Origin of the sequence: Serratia sp. C2(1), from assembly GCF_036352655.1 — a bacterium.
GTDB classification, from domain to species: Bacteria; Pseudomonadota; Gammaproteobacteria; order Enterobacterales; family Enterobacteriaceae; genus Serratia; species Serratia inhibens.
On record NZ_JAZFBA010000006.1, the window covers coordinates 147,848 to 161,204 of the forward strand.

Here is a 13,357-nt window from a genome sequence, read left to right on the forward strand (position 1 = left end):
CATGGCTGAATTCATCGGCGGCCGCCTGCGGCCCTTGTTGTTCGGCGCGTTGCTGTTTAGCGGCAGCGCGGCGGCGGCAACGCAGCTTGACGTGGTTGAAGGCACTACCGGCACCGTCAGCTTTTTCGGCGGTCTGCTCAGCTCCCCGTGCAGCCTGACGCCGGACAGCCGGGATCAGACGATCGATCTGGGTGAGGTTAACGCGCGTGACTTCCAGAATGCCGGCGATCGGAGCGCGCCGGTGCGCTTTCGCCTCGCCTTCCGCAACTGTCTGCTCGGGGCCAAAGCGCTGGCGGATAACCCCACCGGCCAACGCAACGGCGATGCCGGGCGGCTCTATTTGCAGGGTGAGCAGGCCGTTACGCTGGTGTTTCTCGGCGACAGCGACGTGAATAATCCGGACTTGCTGAAACTCAACGACGGCGTACAGGGCATCGGCCTGCGGTTGACCGACCAACAAGGCCGCGCGCTGTCGCTCAACCAGCGAAGCCGGCCCTACATTCTGCAGCCCGGCAGCAACACGCTGTGGTTCAGCGCGCAGATCGAATCGACGCAAAAATACACGCAGGCAAGCCAATTTACAGGAGTGGTACATGTCCAACTGGTCTATTTATAAGCCCGGCCTGTTGCTGGCCTGCCTGCTCGCCCCGTTCGGCGCTCAGGCGCTGGAGTGCCATCTGAACACCGCCAATGGCATTACCGAAGAAAACGAAGACATTGGTCAATTGAAGATCCCCGCTACCCTGCCGATCGGCAGCCGGCTGTGGACGTCGCAGCCGATGAGCCGTGGTGTGGTGTGCTGGGGCTACCCGAGCGTACCGCAAGGGGAATGGGTTTATTTCTACCCCAATCCGGACAACAAACCGATCGCCGCCGGTATTTCGATGGGGGTAATTTATAACGGTACCGATCTCGGCATCCTGAATACCCGGGCGCAAACCGACATGTTCCGCAAGCCAAACCAGCAGCAACTGGGCTACGTGAACTATCAGGTTTATTTGCAGAAAACCGGCGAGATCACGCCGGGCGGTGCCAGCCAGATTTCGGTATTCCAGCTCGACGGCGTGAAGGGCATCAACAATAAGCCGGGTAAAAACTACCGCTTCACCCTGACCGGAATGGACAAAATACAGGTCATTCAGTGCTCGGCATCGGTAGAGTTGACCACGCCGGAAGGCGTCGATTTTGGCAATATTCCCAGTTGGAAAGCCAACGCCGGTACCGTGGCGAGCAAAGATTTTACCGTGCTGATCCGTAAAAACGGCTGTAGCGACAATTTCGCGCTGGACGCTAACTTTATGGTGAAAAATGGCTCGCTGGTCGACGCCACCGGTTTGAATATGGACAACGGTTCAGCCTTGCGCATTTTCGACAACTCCAATCCGAAATGGATTAAATACAACCAGTTTTCCGGCTTTGCCGATATGAATGGCCGCGATCAGGTACAGAAATCCTATACCGCTTCCTTACAGGCAACCGGTGAGGGGCAAGAGGGGGATTTCCGTAAAACCATCATATTGCTGATTAACTATATTTAATGGCAGGCAAATGAAAAAACTCATTATTTTAACGACGCTGTGCGGCGCCGGTTATTTATTTCCCGCCATCGCGACAGCGGCGGGTAAGGAAATTGATTTTTTCGGCACCGTGGTGAACCGGCCGTGCAATATTGAGCCGCAATCGGCCGATCAGGTGGTGGAAATGGACACGGTGATCGTCAAAACCCTGTATCGCTATGGCCACAGCAATCCGGTGCCGTTCAGCATCAAGCTGACCGACTGCAAAACGGCGGTGTACCAATCCGTCAACGTCACCTTCAGCGGCACCGAAGACCACGAACTGCCTGGCAAACTGGCGATCAATAACGGCACCCACGGCGCCGCCATCGCGCTGTTTGACGGCAAGGGCGCCGACATTGATTTGAACCGGGCCACCAGCGCGGTGGCCTTGCAGGACGGCGCCACCATGTTGAATTTCACCGCCTATGTGCAAGGCCACCCCAGCGCGATACAGAATAAAACCATTACCGAGGGTGAATTCAGCTCGGTAGCCAATTTTGTGCTGGCTTATCAATAATAAGGCCGAGCTTCAGGAAAGCGTGATGATATCCAACAACAAAACGGCCGGGTTATTCGGGCTGGCGGCATGCTATTGCCTGATCGCCATGCATATTTATTGGCCCAATCGCGGCGGCAGCGGTTTTTATTTGCCGTGGAATCTGGTCGGCGGCATATTTATCGCCCTGTTTATCTTCGGCGCGATGCTGTTGAGCCGGCCGCCGTTGGCCGTGTCCGGTTTTTTCAACCGGCTGGCACCGGGCGCTCTGATTTTATTGTTGCCGCTGCTGTGGGCGAAAAATCCCTGGCTGAGCGAAGCTCTGCCACGCCTGTTGGGGCTGACGCTGGGCGTCGCCGCCTACTTCGCGCTGTTGCAGATACCGCTCGACCGTCTGCGGCGACGCAGGCTGCTGATTTTACTGCTGGCGGCGACGCTGCTCGAGGCGCTGCTGGGCCTGGTACAGTACGGGTTGTTGGAGCCGGGTAACGCCATGGGCTACAACACCGTGAAAAACCGCCCTTACGGCATCTTCCAACAGTGGAACCTGATGGCCAGCTTTATGGCTACCGGGCTGGCGCTGGCACTGTACCTGGTGAGTAACCGGCGCCCGCTGCGCCGGGGCGTGCAATGGCTGACGGGCGGTATGCTGGTGCTGGCGCCGCTGTTACTGATCGTGATCGCCTCACGCATTGGCCTGCTGGCGGCCGTTGTGCTGTCGCCGCTGCAACTGTTTATGCTGTACCGGCTTAATCGCCGCCGCGCCACCGCCGCCCTGCTGCTGTTGCTTGCCGGAATAGCCGCCGGCCTGCTGTTGATCACGCTTAACGGCGCAACGCGGGCGCTCACCGTGACGGAGCCGATTTTCTACCGCCTGACCTACTGGCAGGAAGCGCTGCGCATGATCGCCGAACGCCCGTGGCTCGGCTGGGGTTATGGCCATTTTCAGCACGATTTCCTGCATCACTTCTACACCACCCACCGCAGCGGTATGGAAAGCGTCAGCATCAGCCATCCGCACAACGAGATCCTGCTGTGGGGCATCGAAGGCGGCCTGTTGAGCCTGAGCGGCATTGCCTTGATCGGCTGGGGATTATGGCGCCTGCTGCGACGCACCTGCGCGCTGCCGCTGCGGCCCGCACCCTGGCTGGCGGCGTTGCCGATTCTGCTGCACATGATGGTGGAATACCCGCTTTATCTTTCCGCCGCACACGCCGTACTGCTGCTGGCGATTCTGCGCGCCGGCGATGTACGTTGCCGCCTGCGCCTGTCGCCGCGCCCGCAGCTCACCTTGCGGCTGCTCGCCGCCGGCGTGGCCGCGCTGGCGTTGCCGTATCTGATCAACGGCCTGCACAGCGCTGTGATTATTACTGCCGTAGAAAAAACCGGTCTGCGGCAATTTGCCGCCATGAGCCGGGTGATGACGCCGACGCCCTGGCAGGTGCGTTACGACTACGACATCCAGTTGCAACGGCTGCTGCAATACCCGCGCACCCGCGATCCGGCCGCGCTGCTGAGCTACCAGCGTTGGGCGGAAAATGAAATCCGTGTGCGGCCGGACGCCAATATCTACGTCAACCTGATGGTAACCAGCCGGTTGCTGCAACAGCCGCAGCGGACGAAGGATTTGCAACGTCAGGCACGCCGGCTGTTCCCGCACGATGTGCGTTTTAAGGAGTAACTATGCTTAATATCCGGTTCACCCCGCTGGGCAGCGATATCTTTTATCAACAGGGATTACGGCAGCTGCTGGAAGAGTATCTGCACGACCTGAATCACAGCCGCCGCGGGCATCTGCACGAGCTGCGCAACCTGGAGCCGATCGAGATCGTGTTCCACACACTGGAAGACCAATGCGGCTGCGCCAGTTGCTACCAAAGCCCGTACCAGACGCCGCGCCATCGGCAAATGATCGTGCTGATCCTCGACGATCGCGACACCCGTTATCTGCACGCCCACCCGGCGTTGTTCAGCATTAACCGCCGCGATGACGCCGCTACCGTCCGCAACAAACTGCAGATGGCACTGGAACGCTTTTGCCGGCAACCCTGGATGGCGCTGCACGCCAGCGCCATCTGGAAATGCCGGCAGTGCCGCATCGCCGCCCTGAGCAGCTGCGAAAAGAAGGTGCTGAAACTGATGAGTACCGGCATGTCCGCTTGTACTATCGCCGGAATGCTGCACCGCAGCCAGAAAACCATCAGCGCCCACAAGCGTTCGGCAATGCGTAAATTGAACGTGCGCAAAAATACCGAACTTAACAAAATGCTGCTTAATCAGATGGGGCTGAACTGAAACGGCCTGGGATCAGGCCAGAGCGCGTTTCTTTGGCAGAAAGATCTCCGCCAGCATGCAGCGTGCGCCACCGCCGCCGAGATCTTCGATAATATCGAGCTTCCCCAGCGCCAGCCGGGCGTAGCCGCCAATCAGCGCCTGCTGCGGCGGCGTAAAACTGGCCCAGGCGCGGGTCGACATGGCGTAAACCGGGCTGCCGTCTTTGGCGCGCAGTTCCAGCACGTTGCAGGCGAAGGCCTCCATCTGGGCGTAGCTGACGTCAATCAGGGTTTTGCCGCTGCCTTGCAGCCTGGCGATCAGCGCGCTTTTTTGTTCCGGACTCCGCAGGCTTTCCAGGCAGAGAATGGCGTAGCGCGCGCCGACGCTCATCATCACGTTGGTGTGATAAATCGGCTGATTATGGCGATCTACGGCGTCGAACCAGATAATTTTATAGCCGGAATGGCGCTCAAATTCGCGCCCCACCTCTGGAGAACTGCGTGACGAGAGGCAGGCATAAGCCAACTTGTTAGGGTGATCCAGGATCAGCGAACCTGTGCCTTCCAGGAAGCGCCCGACCCGTTCGTGGGCCGAAAGATCGATACGCCGTTCAATCACGAAATCCTTGGCGAGCTGCGCGATAATATCCTGGCGGCGTTCCCGTCGTCGGTTTTCCGCTTCCATCGGGAAAGTGAACAGGCTGCCGTCGCCCAGCAGCGCAATCCAGTTATTCGGGAATAATGCGTCCGGCGTTTCCTGCCCGTCGATATCATCCATCACCCTCACGTCGACACCGGCCTGTTGCAGGGCGTCAACGTAGCCGTTAAAGGCGGTTACTGCCCCGGCTGCGTGATGTTCATGGCGTTGCATGGCCTTCTGAAAAAAATTGCTGTGCTGGGTCTGTTTATTCGCGGCAAAGCCGGAAGGCCGAATCATCAAAACGGATTGGGTGGTTTGCATGATATTTCTCACAGGGATCGGGGGAATAACGCGACCCTATTATGGAAAATCAATTTGGCGCGAGGCAGTGTGAAAAATGACTACATTGCTCTATATTTTTACACATCGCCACCACCAGCCGACACTTTGCCACCATGAATGATACCGATCGCCACATCCTCGCGCTGCTGCGCGAAAACGCCCGCAGCTCGGTGACCGAGATAGCCAATAAGGTCCGGGTGTCGCGCGCGACGGTGCAAAAAAGAATTGAGGCGTTGGAAGCGCAGGGGATCATTACCGGCTACACCATTCGCGTGAAACCGGGCGTGGAACATAACCGCATTCGCGCCTGGATGTGCGTGGCGGTGGAAGGCACCAAGGCGCAAAGCGTGTTGCAACAGCTGCGCGGCGAACCGGCGGTGTTCACCCTGCACACCACCAACGGTAAGTGGGACATTCTGCTGGAGATCCGCACCGACAGCCTGGAGAGTTTCGATAAAATTCTGGGGCGTATCCGGCGTATCGCCGGTATTTCCAACACCGAAACCAGCATCCAGCTGTCGACGCACAAGGCATAACGCGCCATCAGCGGGAGCGGAACCTCGCCTCCGGCATTTCCACTATCAGCGCCGCGTAGGATTTTGCAGCAACCGCGCCACGATATTTCCCAGCCAGAGGCGATCGATACCGGGGCTACCGGGGGGATCCACCGCTGCCGCGTATCGCTGTACCCGGCGGTTCCTAAATGCGGCAGATCACCGCTGGCCGCTTTGCGTCACGGTAGAGTGATAAATGGTCGGGGATTTGCTGCTCGGGAATTATCCCTGCTATCCATACATCATGCACTTTTCGTTTGGCTGTCGTTTGGTTGCGTGACATTACATTGTTGTTTTCGGCAATAAATGTAAAAAATTATATGAAGAAAACTGTTTTTGGTTGGGAGCCGACAACCCCTGAAGCCTACAGGGAGGCCTATTTTCTCTTTGGGGGAAGTGTATGTACTCACCCTGACGTGATTGAATTCTTAAGTCAGCGGCTTGTTTTTCCTGATTTCTATAGTTACAAAAAGAAAGGTTCGGTTATATCTGCAGCCTTTTCTCTAAAGGGTAACCTTTCACTTAAGGTGAGTGGATATCCGTTTTTTTTTGATGACATCATCATTCCGATTAAAAAAGGCAGCGGTAAGATTGTTATGCCTTTTAAAACCAAACAGTTATCTTCTTATCATAAAGGGGATTTTTACAACTGCATTCATTGGGAAAGGTTAAAAAGAAAGACCTGCCGGGTCAAAGATGATTTTTCCAAAAAAACGCATAAGAAAAGGCTTGGGGAATTCGATAAATTCATAAGTAGCGGCGGGGAGTGTTTATCAATTGACCATTTTTCCGATAGGGCACTAGCCGATATTTACATCTCGCTTTTCAAAAAAAGATGGGGGGAAACATTAGCGTGTTATTCTGAGGAGGTCCTGTTGGAGGTCTTTAGTAAATTACGCCACCTGTTATTTGGTTATGTATTGTTAATAAATGGCAAGCCTTGTGCTTACGACCTGGTATTTAAAGCAGAATGCAGGGAGTGGGTTTTCTTTGATTGCCATAATGGCGGCGTTGACCAAACCTATGCGAACCTCAGCGTAGGAAGTGTTCTTATGTATATGAACATCAAGTTGGCAAAAGAATTATGCCATCAAAAAGGCGTAAAGATGATGTACTCCCTGGGAATGGATAATCCGAGGTGGAATTATAAAAAACAGTGGTGTGAAATAGTCGCTCTGGGTCGAACATTGATGCCCTAAAATCATTCGCTGACTAAAACCTCCCGATCCCCCGGGCCTCACGGCATCGCACCGACCGCATGCGCCTGCCGCAAAACGCCGCGCCCGGGAATGCTATCCCGAACAAGCGGATCGATTGTCACCCGGCTACGGAGCAACAATCATCCTTATTATCCCCGCGCCGCCAGCGCCTGAGCGCAAGCCCAGGCCGAGCTCCAGGCCCACTGGAAGTTGTAACCGCCCAACCACCCTGTCACATCCACCACTTCGCCGATAAAGTACAGGCCGGGCACCTTGCCGGCTTCCATCGTTTTGGAAGAGAGCTCTTTGGTGTCCACGCCGCCGAGCGTCACTTCCGCCGTGCGATAACCTTCGGTACCGTTCGGCTGCACGCGCCAATCCTGCAAGGTTTCGACCAGCGCGGCCTGTTGCGTGGGGTTCAGCTGCTTCAGCGTGGCTTCCGGCAATTGCCCCAGCGTTTGCAGGCACTCCACCAGGCGCTTCGGCAGGTGCAGCGCCAGGGTATTTTTCAGGCTTTGGTTGGGGTGTGCCTGGCGTTGCTCATTAAGGAAGCCCGCCAGATCGAGTGCAGGAAGTAAGTTAACGCTCACAAACTCACCAGGCTGCCAGTAGCTGGAAAGCTGCAATACCGCCGGGCCGGAAAGGCCACGGTGAGTGAAAAGCAGGCTTTCGCGGAAGCTGACGCCGTTTTCGGCGGTGATCACCGCCGGTACGGAGACGCCGGACAGCGTTTGCAGGTGTTCCAGCAGCGGTTTGTGCAGGGTAAACGGCACCAGCGCGGCGCGGGTCGGCAGCACCTTCAGGCCAAACTGCTCCGCCAGCTTGTAGCCGAACGGCGACGCGCCCAGTCCCGGCATGGAAAGCCCACCGCTGGCCACCACAAGTGAGCGAGCGCTCACTTTATCGCCATTCAGCGCCAGTTCGAAACCGGCTTCGGTTTTTTCCACGCTCAGCACTTCACTGCGCAGCCGCGTCGTCACCTGGCCCAACTCGCACTCTTTAACCAGCAGCTCGACCACCTGCTGCGCAGAGTCATCGCAAAACAGCTGCCCCAGCGTTTTCTCGTGATAGGCGATGCCGTAGCGGTTAATCAGATCGATAAAATCCCACTGGGTATAACGCGCCAGCGCCGATTTACAGAAATGCGGGTTGTTCGACAGGTAAGCGGCCGGTTCGGTATACATATTAGTAAAGTTACAGCGTCCACCGCCGGACATCAGGATTTTGCGACCCGGTTTTTTGCCGTTATCGAGCAGGAGCACCCGGCAACCGAGTTGCCCTGCCTGAGCGGCGCAAAACATGCCCGCTGCGCCCGCACCTATTACCACGACATCAAACTGTTCCACCTGCGCCTCTCTGAATAAAAACCACAATCGCGACAAAAGGCCGCCATATTACGCCGAATCGCTACCGGTAACCGACAACTTTACGGCGGCAGATTGTAAAGCCATGCCGCCGCCAGCGCCATAGTAAGAAAATATTACAGCGCACTTATCAGCATAAGGTTCTGATATTTCATACCTTTGTCATATCAGTGCCATCGTTTCGTCATGTTCAAATCAAAAAAACGTCATATTTTCCTTTTCCCCGGCCCCGGTTGTCACTGATAATGCGCGGCGTTCATGTCCACAAACTGGCGTAACGCTTATGCTGCATTTGTTCGCTGGCCTGGATTTCCATACCGGCCTGATGTTAATTCTCGCATTGTTGTTCGTGTTGTTTTATGAGGCCATCAACGGCTTTCATGATACGGCCAATGCGGTCGCTACAGTAATCTATACCCGTGCCATGCGCTCGCAACTTGCGGTCGTGATGGCGGGCTTGTTCAACTTTCTTGGCGTTATGCTCGGTGGTTTGAGTGTTGCTTACGCCATTGTTCATCTGCTGCCTACCGATCTGTTGTTGAACGTCAGTTCAGCGCACGGATTAGCCATGGTCTTCTCCATGCTGCTGGCGGCGATTATCTGGAACCTCGGCACCTGGTATTTCGGTCTGCCGGCCTCCAGCTCCCACACGCTGATTGGCGCAATTATCGGTGTTGGTTTAACCAACGCACTGATGACCCACACCTCGGTGGTGGATGCGCTTAACGTCCCGAAAATGATCGGTATTTTCCTGTCATTGCTCATCTCGCCGCTGGTCGGCATGATGGTCGCCGGGCTGATGGTGTTTGCCTTGCGCCGCTATTGGAGCGGCAACAAGAAACGCCAGCGTATCCACATGACCCCCGCGGAACGTGAAAAGGTCGACGGCAAACGCAAGCCGCCGTTCTGGACCCGTATCGCACTGATCCTGTCGGCTATCGGCGTCAGCTTCTCGCACGGCGCCAACGACGGCCAGAAAGGCATCGGCCTTATCATGCTGGTGCTGATCGGCGTTGCGCCGGCCGGCTTCGTGGTCAATATGAATGCAACCGGCTATGACATCACCCGTACGCGTGATGCCGTGACCCACCTGCAGCAATATTACCAGCAGCACGGCGATGCCTTGTCACACGTGGTGTCCCTGACGCCGCTGGTACCAAGCCCGGAAGACGAGGTTTCGCCGAATAAGCCGACCGAGTTCCACTGCGACAGTTCCCGCGCCATGCCGGCGATTGAGCTGACGCAGGGCCTGCTGAACAATCTGCAAAGTTACGATCAACTGACGGTAGAACAGCGCAGCCATCTGCGCCGCCTGCTGATGTGCGTAACGGATACCGCAGACAAGGTCGCCAAACTGCCGGAAACCTCCGCCGCGGACCAGCGTTTCCTGAAGAACCTGCGTCAGGATCTGCTGCAAACCGTTGAGTATGCACCGCTGTGGATTATCGTTGCGGTTGCTCTGGCGCTGTCACTCGGCACCATGGTTGGCTGGAAGCGCGTTGCCACCACCATCGGCGAGAAAATCGGTAAGAAGGGCATGACCTACGCTCAGGGCGTGTCGGCTCAGATGACCGCGGCCTTGTCGATCGGTGTGGCCAGCTACACCGGTATGCCGGTTTCCACCACCCACGTGCTCTCTTCGGCGGTTGCCGGGACGATGATCGTGGACGGCGGCGGCGTACAAAGTAAAACCGTGAAGAATATCCTGTTGGCCTGGTTACTGACCCTGCCGATTTCGATTCTGCTTTCCGGTTCACTGTACTGGCTGGCGCTTCAGGTTATCTAAGCAGCTTGTTCCATGAGAAAGGCGGCCCGATGTGGCCGCCTTTTTTTTGTCCGTAGCAAGGGAAACCGCCCGGTTTTAATACCAGATCATCAGCGCCAGCAGGCTGACTACCACCAATCCGCACAGGGCGGAAGTCAGCATAAACTGCCCGCGCACCCGCTCACAACGGCGGATAAACTCCGGATCGTGATGCTCGACGTAGCGCTGCGAGAAGATATAGCGCACCAGCCGCAGCTGCTTGCTCGGCTGACCGTGGGCAGTAAAGAAACCGCCGCCGTCGACGTATTGGTACAGCAGCGGATCGCAGCCGCGCAACACCACCAGCAGCGCACGCAGAGAAGAGTAATACCGCACCATGTTTACCACACACACCACACACAAAGCCCAAAACAGCGCGACGGTACTGATCATGATTGCCCCCTCAAGGCGTTGTTATCCACGGCGCTCCGCCGGGTCCAACTGCCCTACCTCGATGCCCATTACTGCGGGAGCCTACCGCTCCGATCCCCTTTTTACCGCTCGGGCCGCGCATACCTCACAGCCTCTGAAACAAGCCGGCCAGGCAAGGTACCTGCAGCGCGATCTGACTCAGAGGAAAAAGGTAAGGCCCATACTCATTATTGTAGGTGAATGAAACGTAAACTGGCCTGAGCAGTAGATAAAATTTACCGCAACCTGCCTATTTGTCATCCATCGATTGGTTATAAGCGATAACCGCCCTGCCCACCGCTCCAGGTCTTTTCCACGGCCCGATGGGCATTTGGGGCTATACTCTGTTTAAGAATGCTTATGTTTCAAGCGGTCAAACGGCCAATAACCCCAGTAACGATAGGATTTTCAACCCGGCGGGTGTAAAACTGACGGGATAGAGATGAAGAGATTTTTTGATGCAACACACTGTGATCGCCCCAACATATCATTGTGTTATCTGAATGATAAAATGCAGGTAAACCTAAAGCGCCAGGCTGGTACGCTGAAATGCCTGCTAACCTTTTAATCGGCATTATATGGAAGGAGTATTCTCATGGCTTACAAACACATTCTGATTGCGGTAGACCTGTCCCCGGAGAGCAAAATTCTGGTGGAGAAAGCCGTATCTATGGCGCGGCCGTACAACGCCAAAGTTTCCCTGATCCACGTAGATGTTAACTATTCCGACCTGTATACCGGCCTGATCGACGTTAATCTCGGCGATATGCAAAAGCGTATTTCTGAGGAAACCCACCATGCGCTGACCGAGCTTTCGCAAAATGCCGGTTACCCGATTACCGAAACCCTGAGCGGCAGCGGCGATCTGGCGCAGGTGCTGGTCGATGCCATCAAGAAATACGACATGGACCTGGTGCTGTGTGGCCACCACCAGGATTTCTGGAGTAAGCTGATGTCCTCTGCGCGCCAGCTGATCAACACCGTGCATATCGACATGCTGATTGTGCCGCTGCGCGATGAAGAAGACAGCGTCGAAGATTAAGTAAGCGCTCGCAAACTTAGCTCGCCAACGCCCGCCTCTTGCGGGCGTTTTTCGTTCTGCCGCCATCATTAATCGCTTGATAATCAACCGCCCTCCAGTGATATAGTCGCTAAAGACACAACATCATCCCCCAGGCTTTATTCATACCAATATTTATAAAAATAGTGGGGGAACATTAATGCTAAAAGGAGTTATCCATGGAAAATGCCGTATCGGTAGAGTCGTTTTTGTCCTCGTTACAGCACCACAATCCCCACCAGCCCGAATATTTGCAGGCGGTAAGAGAAGTGTTCACCTCGCTGTGGCCGTTTATCGAACGCAACCCGCGCTATCGCGAACACGCGCTGCTGGAGCGGCTGGTTGAGCCGGAGCGTGCCATCCAGTTCCGCGTCAGTTGGGTGGACGATCGCGGCCAGGTGCAGGTTAACCGCGCCTGGCGCGTGCAGTTCAATTCTGCCATCGGGCCGTATAAAGGCGGTATGCGCTTTCATCCGTCGGTGAATTTATCGATTCTGAAATTCCTCGGCTTCGAGCAGACCTTCAAAAATGCGCTGACCACCTTGCCCATGGGCGGCGGTAAAGGCGGGTCGGATTTCGATCCGAAAGGCAAAAGCCAGGCGGAGATCATGCGATTCTGCCAGTCGCTGATGACGGAGCTGTACCGCCATCTTGGTCCGGATACCGATGTGCCCGCCGGGGATATCGGCGTTGGCGGCCGTGAAGTCGGCTTTATGACCGGCATGATGAAAAAACTGTCCAACAACACCGCCTGCGTGTTTACCGGCAAGGGGCTGTCGTTCGGCGGCAGTTTGATCCGGCCCGAGGCCACCGGCTATGGGTTGGTCTATTTCACCGACGCCATGCTGCAACGCCACGGGCTGGGCTTTGAGGGAATGCGGGTCGCCGTTTCCGGCTCAGGCAATGTGGCGCAGTATGCCATCGAGAAAGCGCTGGAACTGGACGCGCGCGTGATCACCGCATCTGACTCGGGCGGCACCGTGGTCGATGAAGCCGGTTTCACCACCGAGAAGCTGGCCCATCTGGCGGAAATCAAGAATCAGCGTTATGGCCGGGTGGAAGATTACGCCCGCGAACGCGGTCTGACCTACCTGGCCGGGCAGCAGCCGTGGAGCGTGCCGGTGGATATCGCCCTGCCGTGCGCGACCCAAAACGAACTGGATCTGGAAGCCGCACAGTTGCTGATCCGCAACGGGGTCAAAGCCGTGGCCGAGGGTGCCAATATGCCCACCACCATTCAGGCTACCGATGCGTTCCTGGACGCCGGCGTGCTGTTTGCCCCGGGCAAGGCCGCCAACGCCGGCGGCGTGGCCACGTCCGGGCTGGAGATGGCGCAGAATGCCGCGCGCATCAGCTGGCGGGCAGAAAAAGTGGATGTACGTTTACAACATATCATGGCGGATATTCATCAAGCCTGCGTCGAATACGGCGGTGAAGGGAAACAAACTCACTACGTGCATGGCGCCAATATCGCCGGATTCGTCAAGGTTGCCGACGCCATGCTGGCACAGGGTGTGCTGTAACCCGCCCTTAAGGTGATCTTGTTCACATATCCGTTAAATGCTTCAATGCCGGCTCTCCTGCCGGCATTTTTATCGCCCAAAAACGGCGTTCCCACCCCTGAATGGTTGCATTAATGTAAATGAATATGATTT

General features: G+C 56.2%; 13 protein-coding genes. 10 read left to right on the forward strand and 3 right to left on the reverse strand.

Annotated elements, in window-relative coordinates:
- Nucleotide 1 precedes the first annotated feature (1 nt).
- From V2S86_RS23305 to V2S86_RS23325, 5 genes are read left to right on the forward strand one after another with little or no spacing between them, the layout of a single operon-like run.
- The gene (locus V2S86_RS23305; protein WP_330764334.1) at nt 2-616 is read left to right on the forward strand and encodes a fimbrial protein; all 615 of its coding nucleotides are present in this window, start codon (nt 2-4) and stop codon (nt 614-616) included.
- On the forward strand, nt 594-1,538 hold the full coding sequence (locus tag V2S86_RS23310; protein ID WP_330764335.1) for a fimbrial protein: 945 nt from the start codon (nt 594-596) through the stop codon (nt 1,536-1,538). The genes V2S86_RS23305 and V2S86_RS23310 overlap by 23 nt, the downstream gene beginning before the upstream one ends.
- A gap of 10 nt (nt 1,539-1,548) precedes the next feature.
- Nucleotides 1,549-2,076 (forward strand): fimbrial protein, encoded by a 528-nt coding sequence (locus V2S86_RS23315; RefSeq protein WP_330764336.1) that lies wholly within the window; start codon nt 1,549-1,551, stop codon nt 2,074-2,076.
- A gap of 25 nt (nt 2,077-2,101) precedes the next feature.
- Nucleotides 2,102-3,736, forward strand: a complete 1,635-nt coding sequence (locus V2S86_RS23320; RefSeq protein ID WP_330764337.1) for a PglL family O-oligosaccharyltransferase — start codon at nt 2,102-2,104, stop codon at nt 3,734-3,736.
- A gap of 2 nt (nt 3,737-3,738) precedes the next feature.
- On the forward strand, nt 3,739-4,350 hold the full coding sequence (locus V2S86_RS23325) for a helix-turn-helix transcriptional regulator (protein WP_330764338.1): 612 nt from the start codon (nt 3,739-3,741) through the stop codon (nt 4,348-4,350).
- A gap of 12 nt (nt 4,351-4,362) precedes the next feature.
- Here V2S86_RS23325 and ctlX read toward each other — a convergent pair whose 3' ends face one another.
- Nucleotides 4,363-5,289: a citrulline utilization hydrolase CtlX gene (gene ctlX / locus V2S86_RS23330; RefSeq protein ID WP_330764339.1), complete on the reverse strand. Its 927-nt coding sequence runs from the start codon at nt 5,287-5,289 to the stop codon at nt 4,363-4,365.
- 134 nt (nt 5,290-5,423) lie between these two features.
- Here ctlX and V2S86_RS23335 point away from each other — a divergent pair, with 134 nt between their 5' ends.
- A complete protein-coding gene (locus V2S86_RS23335) occupies nt 5,424-5,846 on the forward strand; it encodes an Lrp/AsnC family transcriptional regulator (protein WP_330764340.1) in 423 nt (140 codons plus the stop codon).
- A 338-nt stretch (nt 5,847-6,184) separates the two neighbouring features.
- Nucleotides 6,185-7,063: a transcriptional regulator gene (locus V2S86_RS23340; protein WP_330764341.1), complete on the forward strand. Its 879-nt coding sequence runs from the start codon at nt 6,185-6,187 to the stop codon at nt 7,061-7,063.
- 149 nt (nt 7,064-7,212) lie between these two features.
- Here the strand turns inward: V2S86_RS23340 and V2S86_RS23345 are convergent, their stop codons facing one another.
- Nucleotides 7,213-8,409: an NAD(P)/FAD-dependent oxidoreductase gene (locus tag V2S86_RS23345; protein WP_330764342.1), complete on the reverse strand. Its 1,197-nt coding sequence runs from the start codon at nt 8,407-8,409 to the stop codon at nt 7,213-7,215.
- Nucleotides 8,410-8,710: 301 nt separating this feature from the next.
- On the opposite strand from V2S86_RS23345, the gene pitA reads away from it, so the two are divergent.
- Complete coding sequence (gene pitA, locus V2S86_RS23350; protein WP_330764343.1) at nt 8,711-10,213, forward strand: inorganic phosphate transporter PitA; 1,503 nt, start codon at nt 8,711-8,713, stop codon at nt 10,211-10,213.
- A gap of 75 nt (nt 10,214-10,288) precedes the next feature.
- Here pitA and uspB read toward each other — a convergent pair whose 3' ends face one another.
- Complete coding sequence (uspB, locus tag V2S86_RS23355; protein WP_004951547.1) at nt 10,289-10,624, reverse strand: universal stress protein UspB; 336 nt, start codon at nt 10,622-10,624, stop codon at nt 10,289-10,291.
- Nucleotides 10,625-11,237: 613 nt separating this feature from the next.
- Between uspB and uspA the strand changes: the two genes are divergently transcribed.
- The gene (gene uspA, locus V2S86_RS23360; protein ID WP_330764344.1) at nt 11,238-11,684 is read left to right on the forward strand and encodes a universal stress protein UspA; all 447 of its coding nucleotides are present in this window, start codon (nt 11,238-11,240) and stop codon (nt 11,682-11,684) included.
- Nucleotides 11,685-11,881: 197 nt separating this feature from the next.
- A complete protein-coding gene (gdhA, locus tag V2S86_RS23365) occupies nt 11,882-13,225 on the forward strand; it encodes an NADP-specific glutamate dehydrogenase (RefSeq protein ID WP_330764345.1) in 1,344 nt (447 codons plus the stop codon).
- Nucleotides 13,226-13,357 lie beyond the last annotated feature (132 nt).

What these genes read in the sequence shown, in the direction of transcription:
- ctlX (WP_330764339.1), bottom strand. Translation starts at nt 5,289, where the DNA reads ATGCAAACCACCCAATCCGTTTTGATGATTCGGCCTTCCGGCTTTGCC.
- V2S86_RS23320 (WP_330764337.1), top strand. Translation starts at nt 2,102, where the DNA reads ATGATATCCAACAACAAAACGGCCGGGTTATTCGGGCTGGCGGCATGC.
- V2S86_RS23325 (WP_330764338.1), top strand. Translation starts at nt 3,739, where the DNA reads ATGCTTAATATCCGGTTCACCCCGCTGGGCAGCGATATCTTTTATCAA.
- gdhA (WP_330764345.1), top strand. Translation starts at nt 11,882, where the DNA reads ATGGAAAATGCCGTATCGGTAGAGTCGTTTTTGTCCTCGTTACAGCAC.
- V2S86_RS23310 (WP_330764335.1), top strand. Translation starts at nt 594, where the DNA reads ATGTCCAACTGGTCTATTTATAAGCCCGGCCTGTTGCTGGCCTGCCTG.
- V2S86_RS23335 (WP_330764340.1), top strand. Translation starts at nt 5,424, where the DNA reads ATGAATGATACCGATCGCCACATCCTCGCGCTGCTGCGCGAAAACGCC.
- uspA (WP_330764344.1), top strand. Translation starts at nt 11,238, where the DNA reads ATGGCTTACAAACACATTCTGATTGCGGTAGACCTGTCCCCGGAGAGC.
- pitA (WP_330764343.1), top strand. Translation starts at nt 8,711, where the DNA reads ATGCTGCATTTGTTCGCTGGCCTGGATTTCCATACCGGCCTGATGTTA.
- V2S86_RS23340 (WP_330764341.1), top strand. Translation starts at nt 6,185, where the DNA reads ATGAAGAAAACTGTTTTTGGTTGGGAGCCGACAACCCCTGAAGCCTAC.
- uspB (WP_004951547.1), bottom strand. Translation starts at nt 10,624, where the DNA reads ATGATCAGTACCGTCGCGCTGTTTTGGGCTTTGTGTGTGGTGTGTGTG.
- V2S86_RS23305 (WP_330764334.1), top strand. Translation starts at nt 2, where the DNA reads ATGGCTGAATTCATCGGCGGCCGCCTGCGGCCCTTGTTGTTCGGCGCG.
- V2S86_RS23315 (WP_330764336.1), top strand. Translation starts at nt 1,549, where the DNA reads ATGAAAAAACTCATTATTTTAACGACGCTGTGCGGCGCCGGTTATTTA.